We start from the raw sequence: 16385 nt of genomic DNA, 5'->3' as shown, positions 1-16385 counted from the left end.
TAAGTTTGAGCGTTGAGGAGTAGGTTGAAAAACAGCCATGTAGCGCCGTTAGACCATAACCTCATCGACAGGTATAGCAGCAGAGACAAGTCGCGACCTGTCCGCTTTTTTGCAGGTATAGCCCACATCACAGGTATAGTTTTTTAATTAAACAGAGTATCCATCAGAGACAAGCCTTTTCAGGAAGCAATGGTAACAGTAGTCAGGTATAGCGCCAGGTATAAACCGGAGTGGGATGCTTTTGTGAAAGCCTCCAAAAACGGAACGTTCCTGTTTCTTCGCGACTACATGGAGTATCATGCCGACCGCTTCGAGGACCACTCGCTGCTGTTCTACCACAAAGGCAAACTGGTAGCAGTACTCCCGGCCAATGTGGCAAACGATGCATTGCACTCTCATGCAGGGCTGAGCTATGGGGGAATGGTGAGCAGCAGGAAAATGAAAGCCCCACTGATGCTGCAGGTGTTTGAGGCCCTGGTCAGGTATAGCCGGGAGCAGCATTTCAAGACACTTTATTACAAAGCCATCCCGCACATCTACCACCAACTACCAGCCGAAGAAGACCTCTATGCCTTATTCAGGTATGAGGCCACGTTATACCGCCGGGATGTGAATTCCGTCATAGACCAGGGGCAGCCTGTCAGGTATAGCAGAGACCGCCGTTGGCGTTTGTCGCAGGGCAGGCAGCAGGAGTGGCAGGTGCAGCAGTTAGAAGATTATGCCGGTTTCATGCAGCTTGTAGGTGCAAAGCTTGAAAGCAGGCATAGGCTACAACCGGTGCATACAGCAGAGGAAGTTGGGAGGCTGGCGCAATTATTCCCCGAAAACATCAGCCTTTACACCATTGTACACGAGGGCGAGCTACTGACAGGCGCCTTGGTATACGAAACAGCCACTGTTGCCCATTGTCAGTATATTGGGGCAAACAATAGGGCGCAGGAAGAAGGGGCAGCTTACGTGCTTGTTGATCACCTGATCCAAAAGGTATACCCACACAAAAAGTACTTCAGCTTCGGCGTTTCTACGGAACAGCAAGGACTATACCTGAACGAGGGCCTGGTCAGCTACAAAGAGAGCTATGGCGCCCGCACCGTCGTGCACGATTTTTACCGGCTAGACTTTTAACTTCCGGTAAGAAAGGTGAGTTCGTAAATCTACTCCAAATCGAGCTGCCTGCCTTCGGCTTTGGCCTTTTCATCGAGCTTTGTGCCAACGGCTATACCCATCCCTATTCCAATCGGCATACCTAATCCAAGAAAAGCGAAGTTCTTTAGCGCTACGGAGAATACAACACCGAAAGGAATCCCTAATGCTGATATGCCAAGTGCCAGCCATAGTTTCTGATAGTGCTTTTGAGGCACCAGTTTTAACTGCTTTTCCACCAGCTTGAGAATGAAGCTTCGGGTTTTCTTCAGCCGGGCAGCGTATAGCGGTGCTGGAATGTCCGGGCTGTTGAGTGCCTCAATTTGCTGCGCGATAGTAGCGGCTATACCTTCCGGAATGGCTTTGCTGTTCAGCGCATCAATCAACTGTTGCATGCGACCAAACTCTTCCGCTAGTTTCTCATTCTGTGTCAGATTCTCTCGTTGTTGCAGCTTTGGAATCATCGTCTCTTTTCTAGTTTGCTACTTCAGCCAGCGCGGGCGTGTGTTCTGCTTTTTTGCCAAACAGCCTGATGATGCCCCATAGTGCGGCAATTCCTATGAGGTATACCAAAAACCAATTCACGCCCCAGCTTGAAAGTGAGGTGCAGACCAGGTTGGCAACCAGCGCTACCGTAATGGCATAAGGCAGCTGCGTCTTCACATGGTCGATGTGGTTGCAGCCCGAGGCTAGGGAACTGAGAATGGTGGTATCGGAAATAGGGGAGCAGTGGTCGCCAAATACGGCACCGGCCAGCACTACCGAAATCACATTGTACATGATCGGCATGGTCTCCTCCACGCTCATGCCGTGCTGCTGGCTTACATACCAGGTGGCAGGCAGCATCAGCGGATAAAGAATGGCCATGGTGCCCCAGCTCGAGCCGGTTGAAAAGGCTATGATGCCAGCCAGGAAAAAGGTGATCTCAGGGAGCCAGCGCGGCGAAACATTGCCAGAGAAAAGCGAGGTGAGGTACTCGGCCGTGTAAAGCTCTTTGGTTACCTGCGCCAGCGACCAGGCCAGGATCAGGATGAGCATGGCCGGCAGCATCGTTTTAAAGCCCGTCAGCAGCGATTCCATCGTTTCGTAGATGCTCATGATGCGCTGGCTCACTGTAAGGGCTATCGCCACAACCACCCCTGAAAGTGATGCCCAGATCAGTGCGGTATAGGAGTTGGAATCGCCGATGGTGATGGAGAGTTTTCGGAAGAAGCCTATACTTGGGTCAGCCCAGGTTTCGGGATTATAACCCGTGTAGAGCAGGCCGATGACGGTTCCGAAAATAACCACCAGAACAGGTATCAACGCATTAAAGGCGCGGCTTCGGTCAGGGTCAATGGCTTCGAACTCGGCCATTTCCAGGTGTTGGCGGGCGTCGCTGCGGCTGTCGGGGCGGTGGTTGCTCACGGCGCCTGTCGTGCGGGCGCGGCGCTCGGCTTTGTACATCAGGCCATAATCGCGGTTCATCCAGATCAGCATCAGCATAAACACCAGCGTGAGCACCGGGTAGTAGGCATACTGCAGGGAGTTTAAAAACATCGAATAAGCCCCCTCCTCTATACCTAGCGTGACAGTGGCATCCTTGATATAGCCCAGCTCAGCGCCGATCCAGGTGGTTACAAACGCGATGGCGGCCACAGGAGCAGCAGTGCTGTCTACGATGTAGGCCAGTTTTTCGCGCGAAACGCGGTGCTTGTCTGTAACGGGGCGCATGGTGTTGCCCACGATCAGGGAGTTGGCGTAATCGTCAAAAAAGATGGCGACGCCCAAAACCCATGTTACCAGCTGCGAGCTCCGGGCGGAGTGTGCGTAGCGCGAAAGCTTGTTCACGACGCCTGCCATGCCCCCGTTCTTGGAGATAATGGCCACCATGCCGCCTATCAGCATCGAGAAAATAACGACGGAAATATGATCCCGATCGGTGAGGGCACCAACAAGATAAGTGTCTGCCACGGCTAACAGGCTGGTGAAAAATGCCTTCAGGGAAAGGCCGTAGATCACAAAGCCACCTACCCAAATGCCGGCAAAAAGTGACAGCAGCACCTCCCTGAAAATAAGGGCCAGGATGATAGCAATAAGTGGCGGCAGTATGGAGAGCCACATCGGGAAGTGGCGCATGCCGTGCTCGGATTCGGCATCGAGGCGGTATAGGCGGGCTATGGTATGGGTGCCGATATTGGCGCTCACCTGTACCAGATTGGCTTTTTGAGGTATAGAGAAGCGGGCTTCGCCTTCCGTAAAGCTGATTTCCTGCAAGTCGCCGTTGATGCGTACCGACAGGGGGCCGCTATACCTGACCAGGTTGCCCGACTCGTTGGTGACGTGCAGCATAAAGGCCGTATCGTTCACAGCCTGCAGCTTGAGCTCCTGTATGGCGAGTTCTGAATTGTCTTCCTGTGCCGTTGCTTGAAAGGAGAGAAACAGCAGCAGCGCAAGACTCAAAAGGGTTTGTAATAACCTCATAGGGTGGTTGGGTCGGTTCTTCTAAACCCTTAAATAAGTAAATTATCGAGAGATTAGAAAATTCTGATACTGGCATATCTTGCTGGGATGAAATAAATCAGCCTCTGCCCGGGTAGGACAGAGGCCGCTGATGAAGGTATAGCCTTATTGATTCTCGGAAATTACTTTGCCCGGTTCACAATAAACACCCCTGCCAGAATGATAACCATGCCCACATAGTGCCAAAGATGAATTTCCTCGCCATCCAAAACTCCCCACATAAGCGCCACTACAGGTATAAGGTAGGTGGTGGAGCTGGCAAACAGGGTGGTGGAGATGTGGATCAGTTTATTGAAGAGCACCAAGGCGATGGCGGTACTGAACACGGCCAGTATGGCAATGTACATGAGCGCTTCCCAGGCGCCCGGCACATGGTGAAGTTTGTACCAGAAATCGGTGGTGAACAGGTATACGAGTGCAACAGGACCCACTGTGAGCAAAGCCAGACTGGAAACAGCAATCGCCTTGATGCCGTGCAGTCGGAACTTGATAAGGTTGGCGCTGATACCGTAGAAAATGGTGGCCAGCACGATGTACAGTCCATAGTACATGTTGTCGAGTTCGGCGTTGCCATTGCCTGAGAAGATGAGCACAGCCGTACCCGCTATACCTACCACGATGCCGAGCATGCGCATCCAGGTGATAGACTGGCCAAACAAGGCGGCACCTACCAGCAACGTGAATAGTGCCGTGAGCGAGTTGAGTACGCCAGCCAGCCCACTGGCCAGGCGTGTCTCAGCGATGGCAAACAGAAAAGCCGGGAGGAAGTTGCCAAGAAGACCGCTGCCCAGCAGAAACTTCCAGCGTCCCGGTTCCACCTTGCGCACATTCTTAATAGCAAAGGGCAGTAACGCGGCACAGGCAATGACCATGCGCAAAGCCCCCAGCTCACCGGAAGAGTAAACGACCAGGCCTTTCTTGATGAGTATAAAAGAGGTGCCCCAGATCAGGGCGAGTATTACGACCAGTATCCAGGCAATAGCTGGTGTGCTTGTTTGCTCTTGTGGGGGAGAAGGTATAGTTTTGATAAGAATATGTTTAGGAGTTAGAGAGTTTAAGAGTTGGATGTTGGACTTCTAAACTCGTCAGCAAATATAAAAGGAGTTGAAGTCTCAACACGTATGCTGATGCTCCAACTCCTTAATTAATTTTGGCAGGAGTTCTAATACTTTAACTCGTCACTCCTAAATTCCTAAACTCTCTGACTCCTCGACTGGTTAGGCTTCCTCATACGCCATGGTATGGGCGATCTCGTCCAGCGTGTCGTAAATTTCCTGGATGTCTTCGGACTGCACCAGCTTCATGCGCAGCGGCTTGAAGTGCGGCAGGCCGCGGAAATAATTGGTATAGTGGCGTCGCATCTCGAAAATACCCAGCTTGTCGCCCTTCCATTCCAGCGAGTGCGTGAAATGCTGGCGGCATACCTCTACTCGTTCCTCCAAAGTTGGAGCTGGCAGCACTTCGCCGGTGGCCATGTAGTGCTTGATCTCATTGAAAATCCAGGGATGCCCAATAGAGGCGCGGCCAATCATAATACCATCTACGCCATACCTGTTGCGGTACTCGAGCGCTTTCTGCGGCGAATCGATGTCGCCGTTGCCAAAAATCGGGATGTGCATGCGCGGGTTGTTCTTCACCTCGGCAATCAGGCTCCAGTCGGCTTCGCCTTTATACATCTGCACGCGGGTGCGGCCGTGGATGCTCAGGGCTTTTATACCGATATCCTGCAGTCTTTCGGCAGTCTCTACAATGTATTTTGTTTCCTCGTCCCAGCCCAGGCGCGTCTTCACGGTCACGGGTAGGTGGGTGGCTTTCACAATCTCCTCGGTCATCTTCACCATCTTGGGCACATCGCGTAGCAGCGCGGCGCCGGCACCCTTGCAGGCCACGTTCTTCACAGGGCAACCGTAGTTAATGTCGATCAGGTCGGGGCCGGCCTGCGACGACACGATGGCGGCCTCGCGCATCGAGTCGATGTCGGAGCCGAAGATCTGAATACCGATCGGGCGTTCGTAGTCAAAAATGTCGAGTTTTTGCACACTTTTGGCGGCATCACGTATCAGACCCTCAGAAGAGATGAACTCGGTATACATCAGGTCTGCCCCGTTGGCCTTGCACACTTTTCGGAAAGGCGGATCGCTCACGTCTTCCATAGGAGCCAGCAGCAGCGGAAATTCGCCTAGTTCTATGTTCGCTATCTTTACCAAAGCAAAAGTTAAAATTTCACGTAAATTTACGTCAATTAAACCTAATCTTCTCTATGAAAGGTTTCATCTCCGAAGATCGACACCCATTTTTAGTGCTGCTGTTGTTGCTGGCATTTATGCTGGGCGGCTATTTTGTGGCCAGTTTCATATACCTGGCGCTGGTAACGACGGTGCTCGGAATCGAGGTGATCGACCTGACCAATTTGCTGGCTAACCCGACGGAACATCCGGAAGCTGCTGATGCGCTTTTGCTCTTTCAGGGCCTGGTGCAGTTCTGCTCCTTTGTGCTGGGGCCGCTGTTGATGCTACGCCTGGCGGGTGTGAACATCAGCCACTATCTTAACTGGAAACACCTGCCCACGGCGGCTCTACTGCTGTTATCGGGCTTGGTTATCATCTTTATCATGCCGGCCAACTCACTCATCATCAACTGGAACGCTGAGCTTGGTTTGCCGGACTTTATGCGAGGGTTTGAGGAGTGGGCGCGCGCCAAAGAGGACGAACTGGCCGAACTGACCAAACTGATTGCCAACTTCGGAACGTTTCCGCGCCTGCTGATGGGCCTGTTAGTGATTGCCGTTATACCTGCCATTGGCGAGGAACTGGTGTTCCGGGGCGTGCTGCAGCGCCAGGTGCACCGCTGGTCGGGCAATGCGCATGTGGCCGTGTGGGTGGCAGCTATTATTTTCTCGGCCATACACGTGCAGTTCTTCGGTTTTATACCACGCGTGCTGCTGGGCGCTTTGTTCGGTTACCTATACCTGTGGTCGGGCAATATCTGGGTGCCGATCATCGCGCACTTCTTCAACAACGGCTTCACCGTGTTCCTGCTATACCTGCAGCAAACGGGCGCCATTGACTTCAATATCGAGTCGACGGAGCCGATGCCGGTCATGACCATTCTGATATCGGCGGTGTTGAGTGCGGCCGTAATCTACTACATTTACAAGCAGTTTATGCAAACGCCCACACGCCCCGAAAGCATAGCCGAAGCCGCAGGAGAGCGGGAGAACAGTTAAATCCAGACAAATCACCCGGCTGATGCTGCCGGCAACCCTTATCGCATGAGCACCAAGCTATCTGCCCTTAGTAATTTACAGCAACGCCTGATTGTCGGAGTATTAGGGGCGGCCCTCTTTATCGGCGGCATCATCTTTAGTGAGTGGACCTTCTTCATCCTGTTTCTGGGGCTCACCGTGCTGGGCACGCTGGAGTTTTACAGACTGGCCGGGGCAGCAGGTATAAAGGCCAACAAGGTATACGGCACCCTATTGGCAGCTGGTATCTTCATCTTCGTTTTCATGTTTGAGCAAGCAGACGCCCCGACCGAACTGCTATACCTTTTCCTGCCTGCCCTGTTCCTGGTTTTTGTACTGGAGCTATACCGCAAACAGCCGCAGCCTTTCACTAACATCGCTTTTACCTTACTGGGCGTGGTCTACATCGCCGTGCCTTTCTCGCTGCTTCAGCTACTGGGCTACCTGCAGGGTGAGTACCGCTGGCAGCCTATCCTGGGGCTGCTTTTGTTGATCTGGTCATCGGACACGGGCGCTTACATCGCGGGCAAAAACTTTGGCAGGAACAAACTCTTCGAGCGCATTTCCCCCGGCAAAACCTGGGAAGGCTGGATTGGTGGCACGATCCTGACGATCATTGTTGGCTGGGTACTGTCCATGTTCTTCCTCGACCTGGAACTCTATCAGTGGATTGGCATAGCGATCATCGTAGCGGTTTTCGGCGTGCTGGGTGATTTAGTTGAATCCCTGCTCAAGCGCAGCCTGGGCGTAAAGGATTCGGGCACGCTGCTGCCTGGCCACGGCGGCATCCTGGACCGCTTCGACAGCCTGGTGCTGGCCGTTCCGTTTATTGTTGCATTCCTTAAAATATTCTAAGTTATTGTTGATTAGGGTGTAGGTGTGTGTATATAATAATTACATAACTTTACCGCCATAATTGTTACTCACCGATTAATTCAAGCTTAAAATAATGTTATACAAAGAGCCAGCACCGATAAAGGACAGGGAGAACCCATTTGAATCGATGATGTCGCGTTTCAACATCGCGGCAGAGATCCTTGGGTTGGATGAGGAAGTTTACAACGTACTCAAGACGCCAACGCGTCAGGTAATCGTGAACGTACCTGTTACGATGGACGATGGAAAAGTACGCGTATTTGAAGGTTACCGTGTTATTCACTCCACTATCCTGGGCCCGTCCAAAGGTGGTGTGCGCTTTGCGCCAGACGTGTTCCTGGACGAGGTGAAAGCCCTGGCTGCCTGGATGACCTGGAAGTGTGCCGTGGTGGATATTCCTTACGGTGGTGCCAAAGGTGGTGTCATCTGCGATCCTTTCTCGATGTCAGCCGGTGAAATGGAGCGTCTGACCAGAGCCTATACCCAGGCGCTGGTGGATACCTTCGGACCTGACCAGGACATACCTGCCCCTGACATGGGTACTGGCCCACGCGAAATGGCCTGGCTGATGGACGAATACTCCCGCATGAAAGGCTCTACCATACACGCTGTGGTAACAGGCAAGCCGCTTGTTCTGGGTGGTTCGCTTGGCCGTGTGGAGGCAACCGGCCGTGGTGTAATGGTATCGGCGATGGCCGCCATGGATAAACTGGGCATGGACCCAGCCAAATCAACGGCCGTGATACAAGGCTTCGGAAACGTGGGTGCCTGGGCAGCCAAACTGATGTCAGAGCGCGGCGTGAAGATACTTGGTGTGAGCGACGTGAGCGGCGCTTACTGGAACGACAACGGCATCGACATCGAAGAGGCGATTGAGTACAAAAACAACAACAAAGGCCGCCTGGAGGGCTACAAGAACGCCGAGAAAATCAGTAACGATGAGCTGCTGGTTTCCAAAGTGGACGTGCTGGTGCCAGCCGCTGTGGAGGACGTGATCACGATCAAGAACGTGGACCAGATTCAGGCCCGCCTGATCGTGGAAGGTGCAAACGGCCCTACGTCTTACAAAGCCGACAATATCATCAACGAGAAAGGCATCATGGTGGTGCCTGACATCCTGGCGAACTCCGGTGGTGTGACCGTGTCTTACTTTGAGTGGGTGCAGAACCGCATGGGCTTTAAGTGGACGCTGGATCGTGTGAACGAACGTGCTGAGCGCATCATGAACGAGTCGTTCGAGCGTGTGTACGCCGCTTCGCAAAAGTACAACGTACCGATGCGTATAGCTGCTTATATTGTGGCCATCGATAAAGTGGCCATGACGTATAAGTTCCGCGGAGGCTTCTAAGCGAAGATTTTTAGTAAAATAATCGAAAGATTATATAATTTTGGAACAGATAATAGCCCATCTACTGAACTGGATGGGCTATTATAACTTATAAAGGACCTGTAGCATTTAGTTTTCACGGATGAAAATTCATAAAGAAGGAAGAAGGATTCTATTTTTTACACTGTTGATTTTGGTGGTACTCAACCTGTTGCTCTACCACTTCAACGCTGACAACAATACCTTCAACAAGATTTTCTCCGGTGTTTCGGTAGTGCTCTTCCTGCTCATTCTGCAATTTTTCCGAAGCCCCTACCGCAACCTGCTGTTGCACGAAGACCTGATCGTGGCGCCTGCCGACGGCAAAGTGGTGGTGATTGAGGAAGTAGAGGAGACCGAATACTTCAAAGACAAGCGCAAGCAGATCTCTATTTTCATGTCGCCGATCAACGTGCACATCACGCGTAACCCGGTTTCAGGCATCGTAAGTTACTTTAAATACCACCCGGGTAACTATTTTGTAGCCTGGCACCCGAAGTCGAGCACGCAAAACGAGCGCACGACGGTGGTGGTAGAGTCAACAGCCGGACCTGAGGTGCTCTTCCGCCAGATTGCCGGTGCAATGGCACGCCGCATTGTGTGGTATGTGAACGAGGGCGATGAGGTAAGCCAGGGCGAGGAGTTCGGTTTCATCAAATTCGGCTCACGTGTGGACATCTTTCTGCCACTCGACACGGAAGTGAAAGTGGAGCTCGGGCAGAAAACAAAAGGTGGCCAGACCGTCATCGCCCAACTCAAGACCGAAACCCCAACGTTCTTCGGATAAAATCAGCAATTAGCTTTACAAGCAAAGAAATAAAAAGGCCCTGCCAGAGACGATCTCCGGCGGGGCCTTTTTGCTGATAGGCTATACCTGAGCCAGACCGCTCGTAAATATAAGCAGCCGCTCGGAAGTAAATTCGACGTTTAAACATTAAATTTGTAATGTATAATGACGTGTGTGAGCAGTCAACTAACATTCTTCATTGAAGAACGTTAGGACAAAAGCATGATCACGGCGCCACTAGCACCTATGAAATATTTTTACCTCCTGTTCCTTTTGCTGAGCCTGGCCCTACTTCCGGCCTGCGAAGAGTTGTTTGAGTACCACCCGAATCAGATTATACTTAACGAAGACGAGCGAGACCTTACCGCATGCAACCTGGCGCGACTGCAGACCCAGCAGCCCGGCGACACGCTGCACCTGCTCGTAATGGGCGACACGCAGCGTTTCTATGATGCCGCCAGCGCTTTCGTCGAAAAAGCCAACACATTTCCCTACATCGATTTCGTCATTCACCAGGGCGATATTTCTGATTTCGGCATGTCGCAGGAATTCCGTTGGGTGCACGACATCATGAAAGGGCTGAAGTGGCCTTACCTGACCGTTGTCGGCAACCACGACCTGCTGGCCAACGGGCGCAGGGTATACCAGCAAATGTACGGCGACTTTAACTACACCTTCGACTACGGCCATACCCGCTTCGTATTCATCGACACCAACAGCCTGGAGTACAACTACAACGGCAAAGTGCCCGATATTGACTGGTTGAGCAGCCAACTAATGCATCAGGACGGCGACAATTGGGAGCAGGCAATTGCGGTGTCGCACATACCGCCGTATGACAATGATTTTGATACAGCCCTAGAAAGATCTTTCCACAACACATTAAAAGACAGCGAACGGGTGCAGCTGAGTTTACATGGACATATTCATAGTTTCAGAGCCGACTTTCGTTACGATTCTACCCTGCTATACCTGGCTACCTCCACCGTGAAGCAGCGCGAATTCACCTACCTGAGGGTATGGGAAGGGGGCTACGATTATAAGCGGATTGCCTACTAACATGGAGCGGATCTTTGTCATAGCGCTCATTAGCCTGCTGATTCTGCTTAGCCCTCAGGTGGTACACAGCCAGGAGATGTCGTTTTCGCCCTACCATGCCAAAGCGCAGTATGCAGGTAGCATAGGCTTTGCATCGGTTGGGGTGGGGCGGAGCTTCTTTCACGAAGAGCTGGAAGCAGACTTGTTCATAGGTTATGTCCCGGAAAGCATTGGCGGGGACCATATCTGGACGGCAGCTCTTAAAGCCACCGCTATACCTTTCAAGTCTATACCTGTCAGGTCGCTGGACTGGCAGCCGCTGCGCACCGGGTTGCAACTGGGCTATACCTTTGGGGAGGAGTACTTTATTGTGGAACCGCGTGATAAATACGAGAAAGGCTATTACGGATTTCCGACGGCACTGCACCTATACCTGCACCTGGGTGGCCAATTGGACTTTGCCCGTGTGGAGAAACTGCAGCGGTTTGGGCTATATTACGAATTGAATACCAGCGCAGAGTACCTGATCTCGTACATCCAGAATCCCCGCTACCTGAGTCCGGGCAAGATCTTTAACCTGGCGCTGGGCGTGCGGGTGAGATTATAACCGGAAAATTTATTTAACAAATCAGCTTAAAAGAAACGGCCGTACCTCCGCTCCGAGGTACGGCCGTTTCTTTTAAGAGGAGGGAAGACTAATACCAGCTTTCCACCAGCTTCATCAACTGCTCGAGGTACTTCTGGTCTACTTCATCAAAATCGTTGAGCTTGTCGCTGTCTACATCCAGTACGAGTTTCACTTCACCGTTTTTTATCACCGGTATCACGATCTCAGATTTAGAGTCGCTGCTGCAGGCGATGTGACCCGGAAAGGCCTCCACATCCGGCACTAGTATAGTTTCGCGGCGGGTATAGCAGGCACCGCATACGCCCTTGTGGTAAGGTATACGCGTACAGGCCACCGGCCCTTGGAATGGTCCCAGCACGAGTTGGCCTTCCTTGTTGAAGTATACACCCACCCAGAAGAAGCCCATGCCCTGGCGCAGGGCGGCCATCATGTTGGAAAGGTTAGCGATCAGGTCGGTTTCGCCGGTTACCAGTGCCTCGATCTGAGGAACGAGCGCTTTATATTTTTCTTCTTTGCTAAGGTTCTGGTCTACTATAAGTGATTCAGCCATAATGGGTAAGATATAGGTATAAGTGCGCTGTGGAGGAAATCTATACCTGAAAAGCAGCATAGCACTCCCGCGCAGGGTTTAAAAGTTAAATTCTGAAATACTGTTCCGGTAATGCAAAAGCCTGTCTGTACCAGCAGTCTGTACTTCGATCAAGTGACTGTGCGCCATACCCGGAGCCGGCGTTCCGTCGCGCAACACCAAGCCCTCGCTTTTGAAACAAATCGCTTCGTCCCACAGGTTTTCCTTCAACAGGCTTTTGATCAGGTAAGTGCCACCTTCTACGAGCAGCGACAAGACCTGGCGCTGGTGCAGGTCCTGCATGATTCTCGCCAGCAGCGACTCCTCCTCCCGCAGCTGCACATAAGCCAGGTGTTCATGCTGCTGCTCCCGGTGCTGGTAGGTATATACCACCGTCGGCAGGCTTTTGTCGAACAAATGCAGATGGTCGGGCAGTTGCAGCTTGCGGTCTATAACCACACGCAGCGGACTGTGCCCGGGCCAGAAGCGGGTATCGAGGCGAGGATTGTCGCAGGCCGCCGTGTGGCTGCCCACCATGATGGCCTGCTCCTCGGAGCGCCACTTGTGCACTAGCCTGCGCGAGAGCGGCCCGCTGATCTGCACCTGCTGGTTGTTGGGGCCGCTGATAAATCCGTCTGCCGACTCCGCCCATTTGAGCAGAATGTAAGGCCGCTTTTGGGTATGAAATGTAAAGAATCGTTTATTCAGCTCCAGCCCTTCGTTTTCCAGTACACCCACTTTTACCTGAGCGCCCGCTTCGAACAGCTTCCTGATACCGCGTCCGGCTACTTTCGGGTTTGGGTCGGTGTTGCAGATCACCACATCGCGCACGCCGCTGCTGATCAGCAGATCAACACAAGGCGGCGTTTTGCCAAAGTGCGAACAAGGCTCAAGCGTGACGTATATGCGGCTTTTGGGCAGCAGGCTTTTGTCCTGCACGCTGGCAATGGCATTGACTTCGGCATGCGGCCCACCAAACACGCGGTGCCAGCCTTCCCCGATGATGCGGCCCTCAAACACGATCACACAGCCCACCATTGGATTGGGATAGGTATAGCCACTGCCCAGTCTGGCCAGTTCCAGTGCACGCCGCATGTACAGTTCGTCAGTCAAGTTAGAAAGTTAAAAGTTACTGAATAAAATAGGTGCCCATTGTTCGGAGCACCATCTCTTTACTAAGTGTTCACCAGATCTGGATGTAGGCCGCTTTATACTAAAAAGGCTTTTATCCTTTGTCTAAAGTTCTTTTGCCCGGGTGCTTATATGCAATAAAATTTTACTTTTGCAAAGGTACCTAAAATCACACAAAACCTATACCTGTGGCCACCATACAGCAAACATCTCAACACATCCGCGAAAACATACAGGGGGCTTACCCTGAACCGGAGGCCGGCGCCATTGCACAGCTCGTGCTGGAGCATGTGCTACAGAAAAGCCGGATGCAGCTGAGTCTGGCCCAGCAGGAAGAATTAAATCCGGAGCAGGAGGCGCAGGTGCAACAGGCGGTGGAGCGATTAAAAAAACAGGAACCTGTGCAGTACGTGCTCGGCACCGCCCACTTCTACGGCCTCGACTTGCAGGTGGACGAACGTGTGCTGATTCCTCGCCCCGAAACAGAAGAGTTGGTGGATCTGGTCGTGCGCGAACACCAGGGACGAAGTGGTTTGCAGGTGCTCGATATCTGCACAGGCAGCGGCTGTATACCTTTGGCGCTGGCCGCTCATCTGCAGAACGACCGGGTATACGGATTGGAAGTGTCGGAAGGGGCGTTGAAAGTAGCCCGCACCAATGCCCGTCAGCTAAAGTTGCCGGTGGCCTGGCTGGAGCAGGATGTTTTCGAGCCAATACAAGGTATAGCGGCTCACTCTCTGGATATTATTACCAGCAACCCGCCCTATGTGAAGGAGCAGGAGAAAGCCCTGATGCGCGCCAATGTGCTGGCGTTTGAGCCCCATCTGGCCCTGTTTGTGCCCGACGAAGATCCACTGAAATATTACAGACGCATCGCGGAGGTGGGGGCAGATTTGCTTAAGAAGGGCGGACGGTTATACTTCGAAATAAATGAACAGTATGGCCACGAAGTGCGGCAATTGTTGTTGGAGGCAGGTTTCACGCAGGCGCAGGTAGTACAGGACCTTTTCGGCAAAGACAGAATCGTGAAAGGGGAGCTGTAAAACCCCTCTTTTGATTGAGCAGTGGCTTCTCTGGCCATACCACTGAGGCCGGGTCACTCGTAACAATAAATACATTTTAATATTATATTTTTGTGAAGGCCCGTTATAGAGCAGAATAAGTATGCGGAGCCAGGTATAGCTTAAGTGTATTGTAAACTTAGTATGATGAGCCAACCCAAGGTATACGCAGCCAACCAGAGAGGCCTGATCAAATTTATATTGATCGGGATGCTCTTGCTGCCAGTCGCTGTCTTCTTGCTCGACAGGGAGGCTTTTGCAGAGAAGCCCTATATGCTGCTTCCGCTGCTTGCACCGGTAACCCTTATCGCCTGGATTTACTTTGGCACTGTTTATTGGCTCCTGGACGGCAAGCTTAGGTATAAGTCCGGACCCTGGAGAGGGGCAGTAGAAGTAGGGAGCATCACCCGGATAGAGGAAGGGAAAACAAGTTGGGTGGGGATGAAGCCAGCGCTAGCCCGTAATGGACTGGTGATTAGGTACAACCGCTTTGATGAAATATACATTGCACCGGAGCATAATCAGGAAGTGATTGCTGACCTGTTGTCGATCAACCAGAACATACAAGTTGTAAAACAGTAGTTTGCCACCAGGCAGCTACAAAACGAGAAGGCTTTAAAACAGCTTGAAAACAAATCATATGAAGAAGATTTTAGTGACAGGAGGGGCGGGCTATATTGGCTCCCATACCGTGGTAGAGTTGGTACAGGCAGGCTACGAACCCATCATCATCGACAATTTCTCCAACACCGAAGAGCGCTCCCTGCAAGGTATAGCCGACATATTGGGTCGGGAAGTTACCTGCCACCGCATCGACTGTACGGATACGGCCGCACTGCGCCAGGTCTTTGAAGAGGAAACAGGTATAGCGGGCGTTATCCATTTTGCTGCCTACAAGGCCGTGGGTGAGTCGGTGGAAGAGCCGCTCAAGTACTACCACAACAACGTGGGCTCGCTGGTGGCTTTGCTGCAGGTAATGCAAGAGTTTAACGTGAATAAGTTGGTGTTCTCCTCATCCTGCACGGTATACGGTATACCTGACAAGCTGCCCGTAACAGAGCAGACCCCGGTACAGAAAGCCAACTCACCTTATGGCAACACCAAAAAGATCTGCGAAGAAATCCTGACAGATCTGGCAACCAGTGGCAGCGATATGTACACGACTGCGCTGCGCTACTTCAACCCGATCGGAGCGCACCATTCCGCCAAAATAGGCGAGCTTCCGTTAGGAGTTCCGAACAACCTGGTGCCCTTTATCACCCAAACAGCCGCAGGTATACGGGAGCAGCTAACCATCTTCGGCAACGATTACGACACCCCGGACGGCACCTGCATCCGCGACTACGTGCATGTGGTGGATCTGGCCAAAGCACACGTGGTGGCAATTGAGAGGCTCTTGTCCGGCAAGGCTGAAAACATCGAGTTTTTCAACGTGGGTACAGGCACGGGCAACACGGTGCTGGAAGCAGTGCAGGCTTTTGAGCGTGCCACCGGCGAGAAACTCAACTATAAGATAGGTCCTCGTCGCCTGGGAGATGTGCCCAAAATATACGCCGACGTAACCAAAGCGACAGAAGAGTTAGGCTTCAAGACAACCAGTACTCTGGAAGAAGCCATGAAGAGCGCCTGGGACTGGCAAATGCATTTAAAGAAAACAGCAGTACAAGCTTAAAATATGAATCTACTGATCACGGGTGGAGCGGGCTTCATCGGCTCGCACGTGGTGCGGCTATTTGTGGAAGCTTACCCCGGCTACAACGTCTTCAACCTCGACGCGCTCACCTACGCGGGCAACCTGCAGAACCTGGTGGACGTGGAGAGTAGGGAGAACTACACCTTCCTCAGGGGCGACATCACCGACGCCGCCTTCCTGGAGGAGATATTTTCTGAGTACAGATTTGAGGCGGTCATCCACCTGGCGGCCGAGTCGCACGTCGACCGCTCGATTGCCGGGCCGATGGCCTTCGTGCAGACTAACGTGATGGGCACAGTCAACCTGCTGGAAGCCTGCCGCCACACCTGGGCCGGAGACTACGAAGGC

General features: G+C 52.4%; 18 protein-coding genes. 12 read left to right on the top strand and 6 right to left on the bottom strand.

What is annotated here, in order from left to right; genetic code table 11:
- Positions 1-12: 12 nt before the first annotated feature.
- Both AC4QZR_RS16800 and AC4QZR_RS16795 read left to right on the top strand, forming a co-directional pair.
- Positions 13-147, top strand: coding sequence for a hypothetical protein (locus AC4QZR_RS16800; RefSeq protein ID WP_494481970.1), 135 nt, complete (start codon positions 13-15; stop codon positions 145-147).
- A gap of 42 nt (positions 148-189) precedes the next feature.
- Positions 190-1125 (top strand): GNAT family N-acetyltransferase, encoded by a 936-nt coding sequence (locus tag AC4QZR_RS16795; protein WP_494481969.1) that lies wholly within the window; start codon positions 190-192, stop codon positions 1123-1125.
- 29 nt (positions 1126-1154) lie between these two features.
- On the opposite strand, the gene AC4QZR_RS16790 is transcribed toward AC4QZR_RS16795, so the two are convergent.
- The 4 genes from AC4QZR_RS16790 to dusB form a co-directional block, all read right to left on the bottom strand.
- Positions 1155-1607: a hypothetical protein gene (locus AC4QZR_RS16790; RefSeq protein ID WP_494481968.1), complete on the bottom strand. Its 453-nt coding sequence runs from the start codon at positions 1605-1607 to the stop codon at positions 1155-1157.
- 10 nt (positions 1608-1617) lie between these two features.
- The gene (locus tag AC4QZR_RS16785; protein ID WP_494481967.1) at positions 1618-3606 is read right to left on the bottom strand and encodes a Na+/H+ antiporter NhaC family protein; all 1989 of its coding nucleotides are present in this window, start codon (positions 3604-3606) and stop codon (positions 1618-1620) included.
- A gap of 161 nt (positions 3607-3767) precedes the next feature.
- Positions 3768-4613: a DMT family transporter gene (locus AC4QZR_RS16780; RefSeq protein ID WP_494482161.1), complete on the bottom strand. Its 846-nt coding sequence runs from the start codon at positions 4611-4613 to the stop codon at positions 3768-3770.
- Positions 4614-4862: 249 nt separating this feature from the next.
- Positions 4863-5852 (bottom strand): tRNA dihydrouridine synthase DusB, encoded by a 990-nt coding sequence (gene dusB / locus AC4QZR_RS16775; protein WP_494481966.1) that lies wholly within the window; start codon positions 5850-5852, stop codon positions 4863-4865.
- A 53-nt stretch (positions 5853-5905) separates the two neighbouring features.
- Between dusB and AC4QZR_RS16770 the strand changes: the two genes are divergently transcribed.
- From AC4QZR_RS16770 to AC4QZR_RS16745, 6 genes are all read left to right on the top strand, one after another.
- Positions 5906-6871: a CPBP family intramembrane glutamic endopeptidase gene (locus tag AC4QZR_RS16770; RefSeq protein WP_494481965.1), complete on the top strand. Its 966-nt coding sequence runs from the start codon at positions 5906-5908 to the stop codon at positions 6869-6871.
- Between the two features lie 45 nt (positions 6872-6916).
- Complete coding sequence (locus AC4QZR_RS16765) at positions 6917-7744, top strand: phosphatidate cytidylyltransferase (protein ID WP_494481964.1); 828 nt, start codon at positions 6917-6919, stop codon at positions 7742-7744.
- Positions 7745-7838: 94 nt separating this feature from the next.
- A complete protein-coding gene (locus AC4QZR_RS16760) occupies positions 7839-9113 on the top strand; it encodes a Glu/Leu/Phe/Val family dehydrogenase (RefSeq protein WP_494481963.1) in 1275 nt (424 codons plus the stop codon).
- 121 nt (positions 9114-9234) lie between these two features.
- A complete protein-coding gene (locus AC4QZR_RS16755; protein WP_188500665.1) occupies positions 9235-9918 on the top strand; it encodes a phosphatidylserine decarboxylase family protein in 684 nt (227 codons plus the stop codon).
- A 246-nt stretch (positions 9919-10164) separates the two neighbouring features.
- Positions 10165-10977 (top strand): metallophosphoesterase family protein, encoded by an 813-nt coding sequence (locus AC4QZR_RS16750; RefSeq protein WP_494481962.1) that lies wholly within the window; start codon positions 10165-10167, stop codon positions 10975-10977.
- 1 nt (position 10978) lies between these two features.
- The gene (locus tag AC4QZR_RS16745) at positions 10979-11563 is read left to right on the top strand and encodes a hypothetical protein (protein WP_494481961.1); all 585 of its coding nucleotides are present in this window, start codon (positions 10979-10981) and stop codon (positions 11561-11563) included.
- An 88-nt stretch (positions 11564-11651) separates the two neighbouring features.
- Here the strand turns inward: AC4QZR_RS16745 and AC4QZR_RS16740 are convergent, their stop codons facing one another.
- Both AC4QZR_RS16740 and ribD read right to left on the bottom strand, forming a co-directional pair.
- Positions 11652-12134, bottom strand: a complete 483-nt coding sequence (locus AC4QZR_RS16740) for a GAF domain-containing protein (RefSeq protein ID WP_494481960.1) — start codon at positions 12132-12134, stop codon at positions 11652-11654.
- 78 nt (positions 12135-12212) lie between these two features.
- Complete coding sequence (ribD, locus tag AC4QZR_RS16735; RefSeq protein WP_494481959.1) at positions 12213-13265, bottom strand: bifunctional diaminohydroxyphosphoribosylaminopyrimidine deaminase/5-amino-6-(5-phosphoribosylamino)uracil reductase RibD; 1053 nt, start codon at positions 13263-13265, stop codon at positions 12213-12215.
- A gap of 206 nt (positions 13266-13471) precedes the next feature.
- Here ribD and prmC point away from each other — a divergent pair, with 206 nt between their 5' ends.
- The 4 genes from prmC to AC4QZR_RS16715 form a co-directional block, all read left to right on the top strand.
- The gene (prmC, locus tag AC4QZR_RS16730; protein WP_494481958.1) at positions 13472-14326 is read left to right on the top strand and encodes a peptide chain release factor N(5)-glutamine methyltransferase; all 855 of its coding nucleotides are present in this window, start codon (positions 13472-13474) and stop codon (positions 14324-14326) included.
- Positions 14327-14488: 162 nt separating this feature from the next.
- Positions 14489-14926, top strand: coding sequence for a PH domain-containing protein (locus AC4QZR_RS16725; RefSeq protein ID WP_494481957.1), 438 nt, complete (start codon positions 14489-14491; stop codon positions 14924-14926).
- A gap of 58 nt (positions 14927-14984) precedes the next feature.
- Positions 14985-16016 carry a UDP-glucose 4-epimerase GalE gene (gene galE, locus AC4QZR_RS16720; protein WP_494481956.1) on the top strand — a complete coding sequence of 344 codons (1032 nt, stop codon included), beginning with the start codon at positions 14985-14987 and terminating at the stop codon, positions 16014-16016.
- Positions 16017-16019: 3 nt separating this feature from the next.
- On the top strand, positions 16020-16385 hold a 366-nt coding region (locus AC4QZR_RS16715), incomplete at its 3' end, for a GDP-mannose 4,6-dehydratase (protein ID WP_494481955.1).

The organism is Pontibacter sp. YIM B11418 (genome assembly GCF_059278805.1).
Note: the sequence above shows the minus strand (reverse complement) of the source record. Positions and strands in the feature narration are given on the sequence as shown.

Bases quoted from the DNA above. Each gene is read 5' to 3' on its own strand.
- AC4QZR_RS16770 (WP_494481965.1), top strand. From the start codon at position 5,906: ATGAAAGGTTTCATCTCCGAAGATCGACACCCATTTTTAGTGCTGCTG.
- AC4QZR_RS16740 (WP_494481960.1), bottom strand. From the start codon at position 12,134: ATGGCTGAATCACTTATAGTAGACCAGAACCTTAGCAAAGAAGAAAAA.
- AC4QZR_RS16795 (WP_494481969.1), top strand. From the start codon at position 190: ATGGTAACAGTAGTCAGGTATAGCGCCAGGTATAAACCGGAGTGGGAT.
- AC4QZR_RS16725 (WP_494481957.1), top strand. From the start codon at position 14,489: ATGATGAGCCAACCCAAGGTATACGCAGCCAACCAGAGAGGCCTGATC.
- AC4QZR_RS16760 (WP_494481963.1), top strand. From the start codon at position 7,839: ATGTTATACAAAGAGCCAGCACCGATAAAGGACAGGGAGAACCCATTT.
- AC4QZR_RS16790 (WP_494481968.1), bottom strand. From the start codon at position 1,607: ATGATTCCAAAGCTGCAACAACGAGAGAATCTGACACAGAATGAGAAA.
- AC4QZR_RS16785 (WP_494481967.1), bottom strand. From the start codon at position 3,606: ATGAGGTTATTACAAACCCTTTTGAGTCTTGCGCTGCTGCTGTTTCTC.
- AC4QZR_RS16755 (WP_188500665.1), top strand. From the start codon at position 9,235: ATGAAAATTCATAAAGAAGGAAGAAGGATTCTATTTTTTACACTGTTG.
- AC4QZR_RS16745 (WP_494481961.1), top strand. From the start codon at position 10,979: ATGGAGCGGATCTTTGTCATAGCGCTCATTAGCCTGCTGATTCTGCTT.
- galE (WP_494481956.1), top strand. From the start codon at position 14,985: ATGAAGAAGATTTTAGTGACAGGAGGGGCGGGCTATATTGGCTCCCAT.
- AC4QZR_RS16765 (WP_494481964.1), top strand. From the start codon at position 6,917: ATGAGCACCAAGCTATCTGCCCTTAGTAATTTACAGCAACGCCTGATT.
- AC4QZR_RS16750 (WP_494481962.1), top strand. From the start codon at position 10,165: ATGAAATATTTTTACCTCCTGTTCCTTTTGCTGAGCCTGGCCCTACTT.